This is a genomic window from Caballeronia sp. Sq4a (assembly GCF_023170545.1).
GTDB lineage: Bacteria > Pseudomonadota > Gammaproteobacteria > Burkholderiales > Burkholderiaceae > Caballeronia.
The window spans coordinates 2,475,496-2,495,437 of the sequence record NZ_CP084250.1 but is presented as its reverse complement, the minus strand read 5'-3'; the positions used below and the strand labels follow the sequence as shown (position 1 = coordinate 2,495,437).

The following is a 19,942-nucleotide window of genomic DNA, read 5'->3' as shown; positions in this document are numbered from 1 at the left end:
GCACGACGATGACGAGAACCGGAGTATTGCTTCTTAGCCACCGCGGCTTTTCCTTCATGGAGGACCTGATCGCTGCGCTCGAAGCACGCGGCTTGTGCAGCTTCGTCTTGTCATCGTCGCCTTTGGCGCCTGGCCGGGCAAAGCGGCTACAGGAACTGTCGACGAAAGCGGACGCTCTCTTCTGCACCGAATGCGATGCACTGACGGCGGATGACGTCGAAGCCGCCTTGGATGAGTTGCGGGAACGGGGCGAGCGCGTCGTAGCTTGCGTATCGGTATGGGAAGGCTATCGAGGCCTGATGGCGCTCGGCAATGAAAAGCTCGGTGTCGCCGACTTGAGCTCGTCCCAAGTGAACTTCCTGAGAAACAAGCTCGCAGTTCGAAACCAACTCGCTGCGGCGGGCTTGAGTCATGCTCGCGCCGTAGCACTAACGCGGGACAACCTGGACGTGCTCAAGTGCGAGGCACGTCCTTACTTTATTAAGCCGATCTGTGGGATCGCATCCTATGGCGCCTTCGCGCTTCGTCCGGACACGTCATGGGATTCGATTGAACGCATCGCCCAAGAGGCGCGCATCGACGAAGTCTACCGTTCCGCGTTCGGCGAGGGCCTCGCTTTCATGGCCGAAGACTACATACCTGGACGGGAGTACAGCTTCGAACTGCTTTTGACGAGCGGGCGTGTTCACGTGTTGGCCATTCACGAGAAGTGCGCAGTCACCGAGATGGCGGGAACTGTTCTCGAGGACGCGTGCGCGAGTCCGCCGATATCGATCGACGCAGCGGCGTGTGCGGAAGGAATCGAATGGATCGACCGGGCTTTCCGGCAACTCGGCCTGAAGTGGGGATGCTTTCATGTCGAGGCGCGGCAGGACGGTGCGCGCTGGGATCTGATCGAAATCAATCCGCGCGTCGGCGGCTGTCTGATCTCGCCCAGCGTGAAGGCGCTGAACGGCGAGGACGGCATACTCGAGTTGTGGCTCGACTTGTTGCTCGCGTCGAGCGCACGAAACGAGAGTACGCTCGACGCCTTCGAGGCTCGCCTCGCGTCGCTCTCATTCACTGCGGACGGCGCGCCCCCCTACGAGCACGCGACATTTTTTCGGGCCTACTTCGGACGTACGGGCAAGCTGGACTACGTCGGTGTGCGTGACGTGGACCCGGCGCCGATCTTAAGTCAATTATTCGTCACGGTGGGAACCGAAATCACGCAGGCGTCCCGAGAGGTGTTCCTGGGACAATTGTTGTGGCGCGTCGCCCGTCGGGAACTTGAGGCTTCGTTGCCGAAGCTGATGCGGATCTCCGAACAGGCCGTCGAAGTCCGCTATACGGAGCCGAACGCGGTACGTGCCGCCTGAGAACCCAAGCTAACGAGAGAGCGCTATGACTATAAAGACCTCAGTGTTCCTAATAATCGACTACAACCTAGCTCGTGTCGCCGAAGTCGCGCATATGTCCGACTATGCGCGGCGCCGCTATCACGTCGATACGCTTCTGATTCGTGCGAATCCGGGCGAGCACGACAAACGCCTCTGCGACCATGTGATCGCGCTAGATCCACGTTCCCCCGGTTTTGTCGATGCCGCATTCGAGGCGCTTGCCCCGTGGCGCCACGCTCTGCGCGGCGCCATTGTGTTCTCGGACAATGCAGTATTCAACGGTGCGGCACTGCTGGAACGTCTCGGATTGCCCGCCGACTCCGCCGAACTTGCGCTCGGCGCATTCAGCAAGCTGGAATACCGACGCACGGAGACTCGGTTTCGCGACATATTGGCAGCGCAGCGCATCATGACTCCCGGGTGCCAGGCCGTGGCGACTCTCGAGGACCTGGAGCGCTTCGCCGCTGCCCATCCGGAGGGTTTCGTCATCAAACCATCCTGCGAGGGCAACAATCGTGGCGTCGTGATGCTTCGGTCGGGCGACGACCTGACGAGCGCGCTCAACGAGGTAATGCCCTATCTCGAAAGCGGCGTCATTTGCGAACAACTCATTCCCTATCACCGGGAATTCTCATACGACGGCGTAGGGAGGCTGTCGTTCGTCACTGAAAAAGTCAGTGCGTCAGGTCGTTATCCAGTCGAAGTGGCGCAGGTGGTGCCGGCGCGCCTCGAACAGCACGAAAATGAGACGCTGCGTCGCGCCGGAGAAGCGGCGAATTGGCTCGTGGGCCAGCGCGACGGGCCCTTCCATAATGAGATCAAGCTTAGCGACGACGGCCGGTCCGCCGCCGTAGTTGAGCCAAACCGCCGCCCCGCCGGCATGAAGATCTGGAAGCTCGCGGAGACAGTGTTTCACGTTGACTTTTATAAGTTGTGGATCGATTCAGTGCTCGGCGGCGGCTTCGAAGCATCGGTGCTCGCACCGACGTGTCAAGCAGCGAGCGTGATGCTCGGCGTGGCCGCGGATAGCTGGTTCGCACCGGAGGAGGTAAGACCCGGCGAGGAACTCCTGAATCGGGCGCTTGCAGCGACTCGCCAACGGCACGGCCTCGCCGAAAATGCACTGCGCATTATCGATTTCAACTGGCTTGGGCAAGATCGCAGGTTCGTGCCGGCAGTGCCCCGCGACAACGGCGATTTCGTCGCCTGCGTCTGTATTTCGCTGCACACAGATGCAGTTGATATTCGTGAAGTGGTGGCGAGCGTGCGCGATTGCTGGACGGAGTCGCTGGGGCGCATTACATCGGCCGACGACAAATCCGAGTCACTGGAGCAAGTCGGCGTGCAACTGGCATCCTGACCCCGATGGGACGCTCATGAGAATTCTAATCCTGCACCGCATCCCCTATCAAAAGATCGAGTATCACCGCGCCGTTGATCACGACGTGCACGAGGTGACGTATTTTGGCAAGCGTGAAGCGCTCGACACGCTTCCGGCATCGTTGCGCTGCGCCACCTTCGAACGGCCCGGTGTTGCTAGCGCATTCGAAGAAGCGCGCGTGTGGCTGACGCGCGAGCCGAAACGGTTCGACCGGATCATCTCGCTGTCGGAGTACGAACTTCTCGACGCGGCGCGTCTGCGCGAGTGGCTCGGCGTGCCCGGCCCGGCGCTCGAACAGGTGCGCCTCGCGCGCGACAAGACGCTGATGAAAACCGCGGTGACCGAGGCGGGACTGAGCGCGCCGCGCTTTCTTCTGCTTCCGGACTTCCTTTCGTCGGGGGGGAGGGCGGCGTGGCAGGGCGCCACGGTGCTGAAGCCGCACAGCGGCGCTTCGAGCGAAGAGGTGGTTGTGTTTCCGAGCGTCGCGGATGCGTACACGGCCATCAAAGCACACCGTTCGGGGGTGCCAGGGCTTGATAGCGGGCACCGTGACGCGGCGCAGTACGAGCTAGAAGAGTTCGTCACAGGCGCGATACTGCATTTCGATGGACTCGTGCAAGATGGGCACGTCCTCACAATGACTGCCAGTGAGTATGTTGGTGATTGCCTGCGATTTGCCAATGGCGAACCGCTAGGGTCATTTCACATTCCATTCGATGACACCGCCCGTGCCTGGGTATCAAGCGCACTGAGTGCTACCGGCATCTGCAATGGCAGCTTTCACCTGGAGGCGATCCGACGGCGCGACGAGTTGGTATTTCTCGAGGTTGGCAACCGAGTCGGCGGCGCTGATGTCGTGAGAACGTTTGAATTGGCGACAGGAATACATCTGCCGTCGCAGGAATTGCGCATTTTGCTCGGCGAAGGCGGTGACTTCTGCAGTTGCGAGAAGTCACGCACGAAGTGGCACGGGTGGTTCGTCTACCCGGGGCATCATCTCAGGAATGCGGCCAACTTTGGCGTCGCTGGCGCGGCTGCGTTCAGCCGAAGTCCATACGTCGTTCACTGGCACGAATTGCCTTTCGGTGCGACGTTGCCTCGAAACATCACTTACCAAGCGCACGAGACGCCGCTCGCGGGCGTCATTGCGACTGATTGCGCGAGCCACACCCGCGACTGGATAGAAGTAAGCGGTCCATCTTCGACGTCTGGCAGTGAGCGACAGTAGCGAGGACCATAGGTGTCCACCTATCTTGGAGGTGGACACCTATGACTGGCATGGACTCAGAGTTGGCAGTAGTGCGTCGCAGCAGCGATGGCCGTCGCCGCTATGACGAAAAAAGTAAACGCGCCTTGATTGAAGCAGCACTTCGTCCCGGAGTATCAGTCGCCGGTCTGGCTCAGCAGCACGGCATCAACGCCAATCTGCTGCGCAAGTGGATCGCGAAGTACCTGGTGGAGCGCGAGAATGGCATTTCGCCAGCGTCGCAGCATAATGGCAACGACGAATACAACCCGCCTCAGCCCGACAAGTCGATTAATGACGTGGCCGTCGATCTGCCAGGGTCGCACCAACCCGTCCCGGTCGCGGTAAAGCCGTCTGCGTTCGTGTCGGTCGTTTCAGCGTCGCCGACACAACCGTCCACACCGCCATCGATGACACTTGCCTTGCATGTGCGTCTGTCGAACGGCGTCGAGCTTGAACTTGGCGGGGCAATCGCGACCATCGACGAATTGACGACCATGGTTCAGATTCTGGGGAGGATGCCGTGTTCCGGTTCGACGACGATCTGAAGGTCTATCTGCACCGCGATCCCGTTGATTTCCGCTACGGCATGAATAGCCTGTCGATTCTCGTCGAGCAGTCGATGCGCCTGAATCCGATGGACACTTCCCTATACATCTTCGGAAACCGGCGTCGCGATCGGATAAAAATCCTTGGCTGGGATGGCAGTGGTTTCTGGCTTCTCATAAAGCGATTGGAGAGAAGCCACTTCATCTGGCCCGACAACAAGGCTGAGATCGTGACGATGACCACCAACGTGCTGCACGCGCTACTCGACGGCGATGACATCACCGCGATTCGACGGCATCCCAAGCAGGAATATCATCGCGTGAGCTGAACAGTGAGGCGGCGTGCAGGTCTAACCGCCATGCCGATCAACGTCACGATCACCGCCGAGGAACTGAAGGCGTTGCTTGCCGAGCGCGATGCTGCACGTGCATTGCGAGAGCAACAGGAGGCATTACGCGGCGCCTTGCGGCTCGTGACGGCCGAGCGCGATCTCGCTGAGGAGCGCCTTCGAGCCTATCGTCGCGAACTGTTCGGCGCGAAGAGTGAAGCACGAGATTCTGATCAACCTAGCTTGTTCAACGAAGCCGAGACGCTCGGCGCGAACAGCGCGCCCGCGCAGGAAGACACGCCGGAGACGACGGTCGCCGCGCACAAGCGCAAGAAGCGCGGTCATCGCAAGCCGCTTGATCCGAATCTGCCGCGCGAGGTCGTGCGACACGAACTGCCCGAAGCCGAACGCTTCTGCACGAACGATGGGCACGCGCTCGTCGAGATAGGCGCGGAGATCAGTGAGCAGCTCGATGTGATCCCCGAGCAGCTTCGGGTGATCCAACACCAGCGCATCAAATATGCGTGCCCATGCTGTGACCTCGGCATCAAGGTCACGCCGGCGCCGCCGCGCATCATCGCGCGCGGACTGTTCAGCGAATCAGCGCTTGCATGGATCGCCACCGGCAAGTATCAGTTCGGCATGCCGCTGTATCGTCAGGCTGGTTTGCTGTGTCGCTTCGGCGGTGACATCTCGTCGAACACGATCGCCGCCAGCATGGTTCGCGTTGGCCTCGCGACCCAGCCCGTGATCAACTTGATGCGCGATGCGTTGCTCGAGGCAGAGCTGATCTACTGCGACGAAACAACGTTCCAGGTACTGAAAGAGAAAGGGAGAAAACCACAAACGAAGAGCTACCTCTGGGCGCAGATGACCGGCTCGGGCGTCCCTATCCGCTGCTTCAGCTATACACCTGGACGCGGCGCCAAGCTGGCCGACAAGCTGTTCACGGGCATCCGCAAGGGCGCCGTTCTAGTAACTGACGGCTACGAGCCCTACAACGACATCGCTCAACGCTACGACCTCGTGCACCTCGGATGTTGGGCGCACCTGAGGCGGTACTTCATCAAAGCGGAGGACAACGTGCCCAAAGTCGCCCGTTCGCCCGATCTGCTCGCGACACGCTTCATCACGCTGATCGGCAAGCTGTTCGCTGCAGAGGCCCGCTCTAAGAAATGGAAGCCTGAGCGACGACAGCGATTGCGACGGCGATACAGCACGCGCATCCTCGACGCCATCTACGCCTTGGCGCTCGCGCAGTCGCCCGGCATCGTGCCAAAAAGTCTGCTTGGAAAGGCACTGACCTATCTACGCGAGCAGTGGCCGAAGCTGATCCGCTATGTCGAGAACGGCAGTTGGCCTATCTCGAACAACCCTTGTGAGAACGCGATTCGCCCCTTCGTCGTTGGGCGCCGTTCATGGCTTTTTAGCGACACGGTTGCAGGGGCAAACGCTAGTGCAAACCTCTACAGCCTCATCGAAACGTGCAAAGCCGGCGGCATCGATCCTTATCGTTACCTCCACTGGTTATTCCAGCGCCTTCCGCTGGCGAAGACCGTCGACGACTACGACGCGCTGCTTCCCTGGAAGATGCCCGCAGATCTCCGCTGACCCACTTCGCTATCACGTATCACGGCGCTCTACCACCTTACTCTGAGCGGCGTCGTTCGTGGATCGCTTACGGATAGAAAGCTTGTTTGCGTCTGCGTCGCACCAAACGGTGCCGCACCGTGCGTCCGCGGAGGGAAGATGAACCTCTTCTTACTGGCTACGTTCATCTATCGCTTCGCCAATGGCTTACTGTTTCTCGCAGTCGCCTGGAACCTCGTGACGTCTGCCCACGGCGGCGCGATGCCGCTCGCGGTTTCGGCCATCGGCGGATTTCTCCCCGCGGTCATCGCCGCACCGTTCGCGCGCCGCCTGCTTGAGCGCGTGGATGTCGGCAGACTGACACTTTGGGGCATGGTTGCGTTGTCCGTGTGCGCATTGGCATTCACGCTCTTCTTGCATCTTTCGGTCGCGCTGCTAGTCATCAACTTCGCGGTGTTGTCCATTTTTTTCGTACTTGAAGGCGCGTGGGATGCACTTCTAGCCACGATCGCGAGCAGTCTGACAGAGAGCGTGAGCGACAGACTCAACGCACGGCAAAGCGCCGCCACACAGGCCGGCCTCATGCTCGGCGGACTGCCGCTCGGTTGGCTCGTTCGTCTCGGCGGCAGCGCCACACCCTTCATCGCAGCAGCTGTGCTTTACGTGGCGGCGCTGCTCCTGTTCACTTTGCCCGCGCTACGGCGCATCGTATGGAATGAGCCGCGGCTCCTTGCGACCGAAGCGAACGCGGCGGCGATAACGAAGGCGACTGAGTCGATGCCCTTGACTGAGTGGAGCGTGAAGACGACGCTCGCGCTGGTGTGGCCATGTCTGACGCTCGTCAACATGGTGGTGCCGCTGGTCGCGAACTCGAAAGGGCATGGAACGGTGGAGCACGCGGCCGTTCTCGACGCGGCCATTGGCCTCGGCATGGCGTGCATTGGTGTGGCCTATGAGCGCGTGGCGCGGTTGCCTACCCCAATGCGGCGGGGCTTCGTTGCGGCGGCCGTGTGCTGCGTCCCCTTGCCATTCGTCGTGCTCTTAGCTGCCCCTTATCTGCTTCCCGTGTTGGCGCTTGCATTCTTCGTCTGTGGTATCGGCTTTGGGCTGCTCCGTGTGAGTCTGCGCAGGCAGCTCATCGCGACGCAACCCGCACATCGGGTCGGGCAGACGGTTGCATCGTGCAATGCATACGGATTTCCGGTGCTTACGGTTCTCGCGCTTCTGTACGCGCAGACTTGGGAGCGCGGTGCGTTCGTTCCGTTTGTCGCTTTCTCTGCGATGGCCGTCATCGGCGGAATCGCAACGTTCGATCTGCGACGGGCCACTGCTCGACGCGATGTGGCCTAGCCGCAAATCGGTTAGGCCAAGTGCGCACGACACGTCCCGCCGCTATTCCCAGCGCGCGACGCCCCCATGCCGCGAGCACGTCCCGCTGTGATGCTGGCTGAAGCTGTAGGTTCCGTCGCGGCATTGCGCGCTCGCGCCTTCGGGAACGGCGCCGGAGCGCGAGCGGGCGGGGGAGTGGATCACGTTGCCGTCGTGGTTGCGGTAGTGGCGGTGGGAATCGAGGTCGGATTCGTCGGGTTGCTGCGGGCTGTAGCCGTGGTGGTAGTACGCGTGAGCCGGTGCGCATGCGAGCGCGATCATGCAACCGACGACGAACGCGCCGATTCGTGGCTGTATCTTCATTTTCTGGTCTCTCGTTGTTGTACTCGACGGTCTTGGCCGCCGTCCGCTCATGAAAAAAGCGGAGCGCCATTTTTCAGGCACTCCGCTTTTCGAATCAAGCCGTTGTGACGACTTTTGACGCTCAGACGTTGAACAAGAAATTCATCACATCCCCGTCCTGCACGACGTATTCCTTCCCTTCCGCCCGCATCTTCCCGGCTTCCTTCGCCCCTTGCTCGCCCTTGAACGCGACGTAGTCATCGAACGAGATGGTCTGCGCACGGATGAAGCCGCGCTCGAAGTCCGTGTGGATCGCGCCGGCCGCCTGCGGCGCCGTATCGCCGATATGAATCGTCCACGCCCGGACTTCCTTCACGCCTGCCGTGAAGTACGTCTGCAAGCCGAGCAGCTTGAAACCGGCGCGGATGACGCGGTTCAGCCCCGGCTCATCCATGCCCATGTCGGCGAGGAAATCCTGCTTGTCGGCATCGTCCAGATCGGCGATTTCCGCTTCGATCGCCGCGCACACCGCGACCACCGGCGCGCCCTCGGCTTCCGCGTGCTTGCGCACGGCGTCGAGGTACGGATTGTTCTCGAAGCCGTCTTCCTTCACGTTTGCGACGTACATCGTCGGCTTCGACGTGATGAGGCAGAACGGCTTGATGAGCGCCTGCTCCTCGTCGGTCAGCGAAAGCGCGCGCACCGGCTTTGCCTGATCGAGCTGCGCGCGCACTTTGTCAAGCACCGCGACGAGCTTCGCCGCTTCCTTGTCGTTGCCCGATTTCGCCGCTTTCGAATAGCGGGTAAGCGCCTTTTCGACCGTGGCGAGGTCGGCGAGCGCGAGTTCCGTGTCGATGACTTCGATGTCCGCGAGCGGATCGACCTTGCCCGCGACGTGAATCACGTTTTCGTCTTCGAAGCAGCGCACGACGTGCGTGATGGCGTCCGTTTCGCGGATGTTCGCGAGAAACTGGTTGCCGAGGCCTTCGCCCTTGCTCGCGCCCGCGACGAGACCCGCGATATCGACGAACTCGACGACAGCCGGCAGGATGCGCTCGGGCTTCACGATCTCGGCAAGCGCCTGAAGGCGCGCGTCCGGCACTTCGACGACGCCGACGTTCGGCTCGATGGTGCAGAACGGATAGTTCTCGGCGGCAATCCCCGCCTTGGTCAGTGCATTGAAAAGCGTGGACTTGCCGACGTTAGGCAAGCCGACGATGCCGCATTGGAGGCTCATGGAATCCTTCGAACTGGTGAGACGGCGCTTCGCCGCGCGGGGTTCGTCAAACGATGCGCGCCGGGCGGCGACAAGGGCGTCCGCCAGCGCAGCGGCCGCTCGGGCGGCCGGGCAAACCGCTATTGTACCGCCGGGCCGGGCCGGCGTTTCCGCCGGCTTGTCCTTTGAGCAAGCGCCAAAACCAGCGCAACCCTCGCAGCTATAATGCCCGCATGACTTCGCATCCCCTGACCTTTCACGCGGTCGTCGTCGGTGGCGGGCTCGTCGGCAAGACCGCCGCGCTCGCGCTCGCCCAGTCCGGCCGGCGCGTCGCGCTGCTCGCGCCGCCCGCGGCCGGTTTGCCGCCCGGCGCCGTCTTCGATTCGCGCATCTACGCGCTGTCGTCCAGTTCGGAGACGCTGCTCGAACGGCTGCGCGTGTGGCAGGCGCTCGATCGTTCGCGGCTCGGCCCGGTGTTCGACATGCGCGTGTTCGGCGACACGCACGCGGAACTGCACTTTTCGGCGTTTCAGGCTTCGGTGCCGCAGCTCGCGTGGATCGTCGAATCGACGTTGATCGAACAGGCGCTCGACGCCGCCTTGCGCTTCCAGCCGAGCCTTTCGTGGTTCGAGGCGCGCGCGCAGGGCATGACGATCGACGACGATGCCGCGCACGTCGTGCTGTCGAGCGGCGAAACGCTGCAAACGGACCTGATCGTCGGCGCGGACGGCGCGCATTCGTGGGTGCGCGCGCAGATGGGCGCGAAGATGCATCGCCGCGATTACCGGCAAACGGGCGTCGTCGCGAACTTCAAGGCCGAGCGGCCGCACGGCGAAACTGCATACCAATGGTTCCGCGATACCGAAATCATCGCGCTGTTGCCGCTTCCGGGCGATCACGTGTCGCTCGTCTGGTCGGCGCGCACGGAGCACGCGGACGAACTGCTCGCGCTCGATCCGGCGCAACTGGCCGCGCAAGTCGAAGCGGCCACGCAGAACACGCTCGGCGCGCTGGAATGCGTGACGCCCGCGCAGGGCTTTCCGCTCGGGCTGCAGACGGTGGACCGGCTGATCGCGCCGCGCGTGGCGCTTGTCGGCGATGCCGCGCATCTCATTCATCCGCTGTGCGGGCAGGGCATGAATCTCGGCCTGCGCGACGTCGCCACGCTCGCCGATGTCATCGCGAACAAGGAAGCCTTCCGCGATCTCGGCGATCCGATTCTGCTGCGCCGCTACGAGCGCGCGCGCCGCGAAGACATTCAGAAGCTGACGCTCGTGACGGACGGCATGCAGCGCCTGTTCTCCGCGCCGGGCACCTTCGCGCAGGCCATTCGAAATACCGGCATGGCGCTCGTCGGCGCCCAGCCGCTCGCCAAACGCTGGCTCGTCTCGGCGGCGCTCGGGTGACGCGGCAAGTTCAACGGTCCAACTCACAACACCAAGGCGGGCGCGGTCGTCACGCGTCGCCCCATTATCGGGATACGGCATGAAAACCACTCTTCGCCTTGCTCTCGCCGCGGCAGCCACGCTCGCCGCGACGCTCGGCCTCGGCTGTTCGGCGCAGGCCGATCAAACCACCGACAAGCTCAAGTCCACGCTCGAAGCGCGCATGGGCGAAGTGACCATCAAGAGCATCGACAAGACGCCGATTCCGGGGCTCTACGAAGTGAACCTCGGCACGCAGATCGTCTATAGCGACGCGACCGGCAACTACGTGATGGTCGGCGATCTCGTCGACACGCGCAGCAACAAGAACCTGACCGAAGCGCGGCTCTCCGAGACCAACAAGATCGACTTCGCGAAGCTGCCGTTCGAGAACGCGGTGAAGGTCGTCAAAGGCAACGGCAGCCGCAAGATCGCGGTGTTCTCCGATCCGAACTGTCCGTACTGCAAGCAGCTCGAATCGTCGCTGAAGTCCATCGACAACGTGACCGTGTACACGTTCTTGTATCCGGTGCTTTCGCCGGATTCGACCGAGAAATCGAAGTCGATCTGGTGCTCGAAAGATCGCGCGATGAGCTGGGAGAGCTGGATGCTCGACCGCAAGCCGCCGACCACCGCCGGCACGTGCGACACCGCCGCGATCGACAAGAACCTGAAGCTCGGCCACGCGATGAACGTCTCGGGCACGCCGACCGTGTTTCTCGCGGACGGCCGCCGTCTGCCCGGCGCGGTGCCCGCCGACCGGCTGGAAAAGGAAATCTCGGCCGCGCACTGATCGCGGCCCGATCTGGCAAGAGGAGGCGTGAGGGCGCCTCCTTTCGTTTTACGGCTCGCCATTGCGCATCCGGCGCAATGAAGCAACGCCCAGAACAAGAACAAGGACGACTATGGCAATGACTCCGCTCACGCAACCGGTGCGCTACAGCATCGTTCCGAAGAACCCGGCGGCGCATCTGTTCGAAGTGACGCTGACCGTCGCGCAGCCCGATCCGGCTGGACAGCGGTTTTTGCTGCCGGTGTGGATTCCCGGCAGCTACATGATCCGCGAATTCGCCCGCAATATCGTCACGCTGCAGGCGTTCAACGCGGCCGGCCGGCGCGTCGCCATCGAAAAGACGGACAAGCACGCGTGGCAAGCCGCGCCGGTCGACGGCCCGATCACGCTGCGCTACGAAGTCTATGCGTGGGACATGTCGGTGCGTGCCGCGCATCTGGACGATACGGTCGGATTCTTCAACGGCACCAGCGTCTTTCTCGCGGTGGAAGGGCAGTCGAGCGCGCCGTGCGTCGTCGATATTCAGCCGCCACCGGGCGGCGCGCACCGCAACTGGCGCGTCGCGACGGCGCTCGCCGAATCGCGCGGAACGAAGCGCTACGGCTTCGGCAGCTACGAAGCCGCGAACTACGACGAACTGATCGACCATCCGGTTACGCTCGGCGAATTCGCGCTCGGCAACTTCACCGCGCACGGCGTGAGGCATGACATCGTGATCGCGGGGCGCGTCGTCGCGCTGGACATGCAACGGCTCGCGGCGGACCTGAAGCGCGTGTGCGAAGCGCAGATCGCGCTCTTCGAACCGCGCACGAAGAAAGCGCCGATGGACCGCTACGTGTTCATGACGGTCGCCGTCAGCGATGGTTACGGCGGGCTGGAGCATCGGGCATCGACGGCGCTGATCTGCAATCGCACCGACCTTCCGGTGCAGGGCCGCCCGGAGATGACGGACGGTTATCGCACGTATCTGGGCCTGTGCAGCCACGAGTACTTCCACACGTGGAACGTGAAGCGCATCAAGCCGGCGGCGTTCGCGCCGTACGATCTGTCGCAGGAAAATTACACGTCGCTGCTTTGGCTCTTCGAGGGCTTCACGTCGTATTACGACGATCTGATGCTCGTGCGCAGCGGTCTCATCAGCGCGGGCGATTATTTCTCGCTGCTCGGCAAGACCATCGGGGGCGTGCTGCGGGGCAGCGGGCGGCTCAAGCAATCGGTCGCGCAGAGTTCGTTCGATGCATGGGTCAAGTACTATCGCGCCGACGAGAATGCGGCCAACGCCATCGTCAGCTATTACCAGAAGGGATCGCTGCTCGCGCTGGCGTTCGATTTGTCGATCCGCGCGCAGACCGACAACCGCAGATCGCTCGATGACGTGATGCGGCTACTCTGGCAGCGATACGGCCGCGAGTTCTACAACGGCAAGCCGCGCGGCATCCGCGAAGAAGACGTCGAGGCGCTGTTCGCGGAGGCGACCGGCGCTGACCTGCGCGCGCTCTTTCGCGATGGCGTGCGCGGCACGCGCGATCTGCCGCTCGATGCGCTGCTCGAGCCGTTCGGCATCGCCCTCGCGCCCGACATGCCGACCAACGGCACGGCCGGCAAGCCGTCGCTCGGGGCGCGGGTGCGCGGCGGCGCGGAATGCACGCTCGCGGTCGTTCATGACGGCGGCGCGGCGCAGAAGGCGGGACTGTCGGCCGGCGACGTGCTGGTGGCCATCGACGGCCTGCGCGTCACCGGGTCGAATCTGGACGCGCTGCTGTCGCGCTATTTGCCGGGCGCGAGAATCGAGGTGCATGCGTTCCGCCGCGACGAACTGCGTCGCACCGAGGTCAGGCTCGACGCGCCCGAAGTGTCGCGCTACGTGCTGACCGCGATGGACGGCCGCGGTCCGTCGAAGCAGTGGCGCGAGCGCTGGCTGAAAGGCTGACCTGCAGCGCGGCCGTCGGAGGATTGTTCTACCGATGCAACGATCCTTCACGGCCGCGCCGCTTTTTCCCGAACGTCGAAAATTGAAGAATGCTTCCTAACGCGGGCGCGCTTGCCGTCCGCTCCTCACTCAGGAAGGAAGACATCATGACGACGATTCTGCAAATCAATTCCGCCGCGCGTTCGCAAGGCGCTCAGTCGACGCTGCTCGCCGACGAACTCACCGCGAAACTGCAACAAAGCAATCCGGGCGCGAAGGTCGTTGTGCGCAATCTGCTCGCCGACAACCTGCCGCACCTCGACGACGCCACGCTAGGCGCGTTCTTCACGCCCGCCGACAAGCGCACGCCCGAGCAGGCCGCCATCGATGCGAAGAGCATCGCGCTGATCGAAGAACTGCAAGCGGCGGATATCGTCGTGATCGCGGCGCCGCTGTACAACTTCGGCATTTCGTCGCAACTGAAGGCGTACTTCGACCAGATCGCGCGGTCCGGCATCACGTTCCGCTACACGGCGAACGGTCCAGAAGGTCTCGTGAAGGGCAAGAAGGTGTTCGTGGTGTCGGCGCGCGGCGGCAAGTATGTCGGCACGCCGCATGACTCGCAGACGCCGTATCTGAAGTCGTTCCTCGGCTTCCTCGGCATGACGGATGTCAACTTCATCTACGCCGAAGGCCTGAACATGGGCGCGGACGTGGCCGGCACGGCGCTGGCGCAAGCGCGCGAGGCGATTGCGGCGCTGTAAGCGGCTTCTAGAGCCGCCGATAGTTAAAGCCCGCTGCGTCGTTCGACGCAGCGGGCTTTTTTATGCAGGCGGCAAGCGCCAGTCGATCGGCGCTCGTCCGTGTTCGACGAGATACGCGTTCGCCCGCGCGAAATGCCCGCAGCCGAGAAATCCGCGATGCGCGGAGAGCGGCGACGGATGCGGCGCTTCCAGCACGCAGTGCGCTTTGCCGGTGCCCTCGATCAACCCGCGCTTGGCCTGCGCGTGCGCGCCCCACAACATGAACACGAGGCCGTCGTGCCGCAGCGCCATCTCGTGGATGAGCGTGTCGGTGCATTGCTCCCAGCCGCGCTTCGCGTGACTGCCGGCCTTGTCGCGCTCGACCGTCAAGGACGTGTTCAGAAGCAAGACGCCTTGCTTCGCCCAAGCATCGAGACAACCATGCGACGGCGCCGCGAACCCGAGACTCGCCTGAATCTCCTTGAAGATGTTGCGCAGCGACGGCGGCGGCCGCACCGGCGCGGGCACCGAAAACGCGAGACCGTGCGCTTGCGGCGCGCCCTTGTCTTCGCCGTGATACGGGTCCTGGCCGAGAATGATGACCTTGACGTCGCCGGGGCGCGTCAGACGCAGTGCGCGAAAAACGTCGGCGGGATAGACGGTCTTGCCGGCGGCGCGCTCGGCATCCACGAACGCGCAGAGCGTCGCATAGCGCGGGCTTTCGATGAACGGCATCAAATGCCGCCGCCAGTCGGCGGGCAGCGCATCGAACTGGCTTTCGAGCGTGGTGAACGCGGGCGCGTCCGTCGCGCCTTCCGGCTCCGCAAACAGGGAAGGCTGACGATTCATGCTTCGGCGTCTTGAATACCGCTTTGCGGCTGCTCGCGCAGCCGGTAGCCGCGCTGCGCCTTGCTCAGATCTTCGGGAACGAGTTCCGGAAAAGCGCCGCGCACTTCGGCGGAAAGCGTTTCCAGCGCGTGTTCGTTACCCGACTTCAACTCGAACTCCAGTTCGCTGATTTCCGCGCGACGCGTTTCGCCGTCGACATTTGCTGTCACTTCGCCGAGGTCGAGCGCCACTTCGATCTGCGCGCCCTCGTGCTCGACGTCCCACACGATGCGCCGGTAGTCCGTGCGAAACAGCGCAACCAGTTCCGGCGCGGCGGCTTTGAGCGCCTCGCGGGCGGTTTCGTCGTCGCAGGCGGCGAGCAGCGCGTCGATTTCGAGCGCCTCGCCTTTCACCGGCATTTCCCATTCGTGGCGGCTGTGCATGCCCGCGCGCGATTCGCCGAGCGTCTTGTAGGTTTGCAGCCATTCGTCCGGCGCGCGGCGCAGGCGCAGCGCGGCCTTGGCTTCGGCGAGCGCGAGCTGAGGCGTGTCGAAGTAGACGTTGCCCAGATCGAACGGCCTGCCCGCGCCGGCGCGCTCGTCGAAGAAACGCGCCACGTCGTCGTGTTGCGACGGCGGCAGCGCCAGCTTGATTTCGCGTTCGATTGCCACGATGCAGTCCAATTAGAAGAACATGCGGGCGAGTTCCGCGCCCGGGTCGTCGGCGCGCATGAACGCCTCGCCGACGAGGAAGGTGTTTACGCGCATCGCGCGCAGCCGCTCGACGTCGAGACGCGACAGGATGCCCGATTCCGTCACCACGATACGGTCGTCCGGCATCGATTCGAGCATGCCGATGGTCGTATCGATCGTCGTCTGAAACGTGCGCAGGTTGCGATTGTTGATGCCGATGAGCGGCGTCTTGAGCGTGAGCGCGTCGCGCAGTTCGTCGGTGTCGTGGACTTCGACGAGGACCGCGAGACCGAGCGAATGCGCGTACGCTTCCAGGTCCTGCATCTGCGAGAGCTCCAGTGCTGCTGCGATCAGCAAGATGCAGTCCGCCCCCATCGCGCGAGCTTCGATCACTTGATACGGATCGACGATGAAGTCCTTGCGCAGCACCGGCAGGCTGCACGCGGCGCGCGCCTCTTCCAGATACGCGACGCTGCCTTTGAAGAACTGCACGTCGGTGAGCACGGACAGGCACGCGGCGCCGCCTTTTTCGTACGAACGCGCGATGTCGGCGGGCACGAAGTCCTCGCGTATCACGCCTTTCGACGGGCTCGCCTTCTTGATTTCCGCGATCACCGCGGCTTGCCCGGCGGCGTGCTTCGCGCGCAATGCGCCGACGAAATCGCGCAGGTCCCGCGCGCTCGCTTCGAGCTTCAGCTCTTCGAGCGGCGCGCTCTGTTCGGCGGCGCGAACTTCCTCGCGCTTGACCGCGATGATGCGATCGAGAATGTCGCTCATGATGGGTTCCGTTATTTCGTGAATTGCTGCGTGAAGCGTACCAAGGCCTCGACCTTCTCGCGCGCCGCGCCGCTTTCGATCGCTTCGCGCGCGGCGGCCATGCCTTCGGCGATCGAATCGCACCTGTCGGCGGCATAGAGCGCCGCGCCCGCGTTCAGTATGACGATCTCGCGCGCGACGCCCGCCTTGTTGTTCAGCGCGCCGAGCAGCATGGCCTTCGACTCTTGCGCGTCCTGCACTTTGAGCGAGCGGTTCGAGACCATCTGCAAGCCGAAGTCTTCCGGATGAATCTCGTACTCGCGCACTTCGCCGTGCCTCAGTTCGCCGACTTTCGTCGCCGCGCCGAGCGACACTTCGTCCATGCCGTCCTTGCCATGCACGACGAGCACGTGTTTCGCGCCGAGCCGCTGCATCACGCGAACCTGAATGCCGACGAGGTCTTCGTGGAACACGCCCTGAAGCTGGTTCGGCGCGCTCGCCGGATTCGTGAGCGGCCCGAGGATATTGAAGATGGTTCGCACGCCGAGTTCGCGCCGCACGGCCGCGATGTTCTTCATGGCCGGATGATGATTTGGCGCGAACATGAAGCCCATGCCCGTTTCGGCGATGGAGGCGGCCACTTGCTCCGGCGTCAGGTCGATGTTGACGCCGAGTGCTTCGAGCACGTCCGCGCTGCCCGACTTGCTCGACACGCCGCGATTGCCGTGCTTCGCGACTTTCGCGCCGGCTGCTGCGGTGACGAACATCGACGCCGTGGAGATGTTGAACGTGTGCGAGCCGTCGCCGCCCGTGCCGACGATATCGACGAAATTGGAGTTGTCCGCCACCTCGACGTGATTGGCGAACTCGCGCATGACGGTCGCCGCCGCCGCGATCTCGCCGATGGTTTCCTTCTTCACGCGCAAGCCGGTGATGATCGCGGCGGCCATCACGGGCGACATCTCCGCGCGCATGATCTGGCGCATGAGATGCAGCATTTCGTCGTGGAAGATTTCGCGGTGCTCGATGGTGCGTTGCAGGGCTTCTTGTGCAGTGATCGTCATGTTCTTAAGCCCGCTTGCCGGACGCCGTGTTCTTCACGAAGTTTTCGAGCAGCGCGTGGCCGTGCTCGGAAAGAATGGATTCCGGGTGGAACTGCACGCCTTCGACGGCGAGTTCCTTGTGACGCACGCCCATGATTTCGCCGTCCGCCGTCCACGCCGACACTTCCAGACAGTCCGGCAACGACTCGCGCTCGATGGCGAGCGAGTGATAGCGCGTGACGTTGAAGTGCTTCGGCAGATCGGAGAAGACGCCCTTGCAGTCCGTCTCGATCTGGCTCACCTTGCCGTGCATGATGGTCTGCGCGCGCACGACGCGCCCGCCGAACGCCTCGCCGATCGCCTGATGGCCGAGGCAGACGCCGAGAATCGGCAGCTTGCCGGAGAATTCGCGCAGCACGTCGAGCGTGATGCCCGCGTGCTGCGGGTTGCTCGGCCCGGGCGAGAGACAGATGCGCTCGGGTTGCAGTTCCGCGATCTGGTCGAGCGTGATTTCGTCGTTGCGATACGTGCGCACGTCCTCGCCGAGCTCGCCGAAGTACTGGACCAGGTTATAGGTGAACGAATCGTAGTTGTCGATCATCAGCAGCATGGTCTTGTCTCCTCAGAAGTCGCTGTCGAGGCCGTCTTGCACTTGCTCGGCCGCGCGCAGCACGGCGCGCGCCTTGTTCTCCGTCTCTTGCCATTCGGATTCGGGCACGCTGTCCGCGACGACGCCTGCCGCCGCCTGCACATACAAATTGCCTTTGTGGATGAGGCCGGTGCGAATAGCGATGGCCAAATCCATCTCGCCGCTGAACGACAGATAGCCGACTGCGCCGCCGTACAGCCCGCGCTTGACGGGCTCGAGTTCGTCGATCAGTTCCATCGCGCGGACTTTCGGTGCGCCGGAAAGCGTGCCGGCGGGAAATGTCGCGCGCAGCACGTCGAAATTGTTCATGCCCGGCTTCAATCTGCCTTCGACCGAGCTCACGATATGCTGCACGTGCGAGTACTTCTCGATGACCATCTTGTCCGTCACCGCGACCGAGCCCGTCTCCGCGATACGGCCCACGTCGTTACGCGCGAGGTCGATCAACATGACGTGTTCGGCGATTTCCTTCGGATCGTTCAGCAACTCGGTGGCGAGTTCGGCGTCGCGCTCGGGCGTGTTGCCGCGCGGCCGCGTGCCGGCGAGCGGGCGAATGGTGACGATACGGTCTTCGGCGCGCTTTTCCTGACGCACGAGAATCTCGGGCGATGCGCCGACCACGTGAACGTCGCCGCCGAAGTTGTAGTAGTACATGTACGGCGACGGATTCAGCGACCGCAACGCGCGATACAGCGAAAGCGGATTGTCGCGGAACGGCTTGATCAGCCGCTGGCCGACTTGCACCTGCATGAGTTCGCCCGCCGCGATGTACTCCTTCGCGCGACGAACGGCCTTGAGATAGTCCTCTTTCGCGAACTCGCGATACGTCTCCGTGCGCACGCTCGCCGACGTCACCGGCGGCTGAACCGTGGCGCGCAGACGGCCGCGCAACTCGCGCAGACGGTGCTTCGCCTTCGCGTACGCTTCGGGCTTCGTCGGGTCTGCATAGACGATGAGGTAGAGCTTGCCCGCCAGATTGTCGATAACCGCGACTTCTTCAGTCAGCAGCAACTGGATGTCGGGCAGGTTGAGATCGTCGCGCGGGGCCGTGTCGGCGAGCTTCTTCTCGATGTAGCGGACCGCGTCGTAACCGAAGTACCCGGCGAGACCGCCGCAAAAGCGCGGCAGGCCGGGGCGCATGGCCACTTTGAAGCGTTTCTGGAAGCGTTCGATGAACGCGAGCGGATCGCCTTCGTCGGTCTCGGTGACCGTGCCGTCCGTGACCACTTGCGACACGCCGTTCTGCACGCGCACCGTCGTGCGGGCCGGCAAGCCGATGAACGAATAACGCCCGAACCGCTCGCCGCCGACGACCGATTCCAGCAGGAAAGAGTTCGCGCCATTGCGCTCGCTCTGGGCGAGCTTAAGGTAGAGCGAGAGCGGCGTTTCGAGGTCGGCGAGGGCTTCGGCGATCAGCGGAATGCGGTTGTAACCTTCGTTCGCCAGCGATTGGAATTCGAGTTCGGTCATCTTGCGGTCCTTGAGCGACGCGTTCGTTGTGTCAGGGCGCGTCAAAGGGGATGCTTACGGCGCTGCGAGCAGCCCGTTTGCCGGATTGACGGTCGATGCGGCTTGGCCGCGCGGCATCGAACGAGTTCGATGTCACGTGAGCGGCCTGCACGTACGGCACATGCCGCGCGCAACGCTAGACGGCGCATGCCGAAGCAAGGCTCGATGTACGACCGATGTACGACCAATCAACGGAAACGGCGCGGGAATGCGCAGCGAAACAAAAAACGGTTGCT

General features: G+C 63.1%; 19 protein-coding genes. 11 read left to right on the top strand and 8 right to left on the bottom strand.

From position 1 onward, the window contains the following. The first annotated feature begins 8 nt into the window (after positions 1-8). From LDZ24_RS11810 to LDZ24_RS11780, 7 genes are all read left to right on the top strand, one after another. Entirely contained in the window at positions 9-1,358 is a 1,350-nt protein-coding gene (locus LDZ24_RS11810; RefSeq protein ID WP_248320570.1) for an ATP-grasp domain-containing protein, read from the top strand. A gap of 25 nt (positions 1,359-1,383) precedes the next feature. Next, the gene (locus LDZ24_RS11805; RefSeq protein WP_248320569.1) at positions 1,384-2,739 is read left to right on the top strand and encodes an acetyl-CoA carboxylase biotin carboxylase subunit family protein; all 1,356 of its coding nucleotides are present in this window, start codon (positions 1,384-1,386) and stop codon (positions 2,737-2,739) included. Between the two features lie 16 nt (positions 2,740-2,755). After that, positions 2,756-3,988 (top strand): acetyl-CoA carboxylase biotin carboxylase subunit family protein, encoded by a 1,233-nt coding sequence (locus tag LDZ24_RS11800; protein WP_248320568.1) that lies wholly within the window; start codon positions 2,756-2,758, stop codon positions 3,986-3,988. A 41-nt stretch (positions 3,989-4,029) separates the two neighbouring features. Further along, the gene (locus tag LDZ24_RS11795) at positions 4,030-4,554 is read left to right on the top strand and encodes a transposase (RefSeq protein WP_248320380.1); all 525 of its coding nucleotides are present in this window, start codon (positions 4,030-4,032) and stop codon (positions 4,552-4,554) included. After that, positions 4,530-4,883 carry an IS66 family insertion sequence element accessory protein TnpB gene (gene tnpB, locus LDZ24_RS11790; protein WP_045463971.1) on the top strand — a complete coding sequence of 118 codons (354 nt, stop codon included), beginning with the start codon at positions 4,530-4,532 and terminating at the stop codon, positions 4,881-4,883. The genes LDZ24_RS11795 and tnpB overlap by 25 nt, the downstream gene beginning before the upstream one ends. Before the next feature lie 30 nt (positions 4,884-4,913). Continuing rightward, the gene (locus tag LDZ24_RS11785; RefSeq protein WP_248320381.1) at positions 4,914-6,494 is read left to right on the top strand and encodes an IS66 family transposase; all 1,581 of its coding nucleotides are present in this window, start codon (positions 4,914-4,916) and stop codon (positions 6,492-6,494) included. 138 nt (positions 6,495-6,632) lie between these two features. Further along, positions 6,633-7,823, top strand: coding sequence for an MFS transporter (locus LDZ24_RS11780; protein ID WP_248320567.1), 1,191 nt, complete (start codon positions 6,633-6,635; stop codon positions 7,821-7,823). Positions 7,824-7,865: 42 nt separating this feature from the next. On the opposite strand, the gene LDZ24_RS11775 is transcribed toward LDZ24_RS11780, so the two are convergent. Then, on the bottom strand, positions 7,866-8,165 hold the full coding sequence (locus LDZ24_RS11775; RefSeq protein WP_371747347.1) for a DUF3761 domain-containing protein: 300 nt from the start codon (positions 8,163-8,165) through the stop codon (positions 7,866-7,868). 121 nt (positions 8,166-8,286) lie between these two features. After that, positions 8,287-9,381 carry a redox-regulated ATPase YchF gene (ychF, locus tag LDZ24_RS11770; RefSeq protein WP_175946619.1) on the bottom strand — a complete coding sequence of 365 codons (1,095 nt, stop codon included), beginning with the start codon at positions 9,379-9,381 and terminating at the stop codon, positions 8,287-8,289. Between the two features lie 212 nt (positions 9,382-9,593). Between ychF and LDZ24_RS11765 the strand changes: the two genes are divergently transcribed. From LDZ24_RS11765 to LDZ24_RS11750, 4 genes are all read left to right on the top strand, one after another. After that, positions 9,594-10,766: a UbiH/UbiF family hydroxylase gene (locus tag LDZ24_RS11765; RefSeq protein ID WP_248320566.1), complete on the top strand. Its 1,173-nt coding sequence runs from the start codon at positions 9,594-9,596 to the stop codon at positions 10,764-10,766. A 79-nt stretch (positions 10,767-10,845) separates the two neighbouring features. Then, positions 10,846-11,577: a DsbC family protein gene (locus LDZ24_RS11760; RefSeq protein WP_248320565.1), complete on the top strand. Its 732-nt coding sequence runs from the start codon at positions 10,846-10,848 to the stop codon at positions 11,575-11,577. A 112-nt stretch (positions 11,578-11,689) separates the two neighbouring features. Then, positions 11,690-13,507, top strand: coding sequence for a PDZ domain-containing protein (locus tag LDZ24_RS11755; RefSeq protein WP_248320564.1), 1,818 nt, complete (start codon positions 11,690-11,692; stop codon positions 13,505-13,507). 146 nt (positions 13,508-13,653) lie between these two features. Further along, entirely contained in the window at positions 13,654-14,250 is a 597-nt protein-coding gene (locus LDZ24_RS11750; RefSeq protein ID WP_248320563.1) for an FMN-dependent NADH-azoreductase, read from the top strand. A gap of 60 nt (positions 14,251-14,310) precedes the next feature. On the opposite strand, the gene LDZ24_RS11745 is transcribed toward LDZ24_RS11750, so the two are convergent. Genes LDZ24_RS11745 through trpE form a run of 6 tightly spaced genes read right to left on the bottom strand, consistent with a single transcriptional unit; the run spans position 14,311 to position 19,667 of the window. Next, positions 14,311-15,078, bottom strand: a complete 768-nt coding sequence (locus LDZ24_RS11745) for a uracil-DNA glycosylase (RefSeq protein ID WP_248320562.1) — start codon at positions 15,076-15,078, stop codon at positions 14,311-14,313. Further along, on the bottom strand, positions 15,075-15,728 hold the full coding sequence (locus tag LDZ24_RS11740) for a CYTH domain-containing protein (protein WP_248320561.1): 654 nt from the start codon (positions 15,726-15,728) through the stop codon (positions 15,075-15,077). The genes LDZ24_RS11745 and LDZ24_RS11740 overlap by 4 nt, the downstream gene beginning before the upstream one ends. 12 nt (positions 15,729-15,740) lie before the next feature. Next, the gene (gene trpC, locus LDZ24_RS11735) at positions 15,741-16,526 is read right to left on the bottom strand and encodes an indole-3-glycerol phosphate synthase TrpC (RefSeq protein WP_248320560.1); all 786 of its coding nucleotides are present in this window, start codon (positions 16,524-16,526) and stop codon (positions 15,741-15,743) included. A gap of 11 nt (positions 16,527-16,537) precedes the next feature. Further along, on the bottom strand, positions 16,538-17,569 hold the full coding sequence (gene trpD, locus LDZ24_RS11730; protein ID WP_248320559.1) for an anthranilate phosphoribosyltransferase: 1,032 nt from the start codon (positions 17,567-17,569) through the stop codon (positions 16,538-16,540). A gap of 4 nt (positions 17,570-17,573) precedes the next feature. After that, entirely contained in the window at positions 17,574-18,158 is a 585-nt protein-coding gene (locus LDZ24_RS11725) for an aminodeoxychorismate/anthranilate synthase component II (RefSeq protein ID WP_159837057.1), read from the bottom strand. Positions 18,159-18,170: 12 nt separating this feature from the next. Then, positions 18,171-19,667, bottom strand: a complete 1,497-nt coding sequence (gene trpE / locus LDZ24_RS11720; RefSeq protein ID WP_175946637.1) for an anthranilate synthase component I — start codon at positions 19,665-19,667, stop codon at positions 18,171-18,173. Between the last annotated feature and the right edge of the window lie 275 nt (positions 19,668-19,942).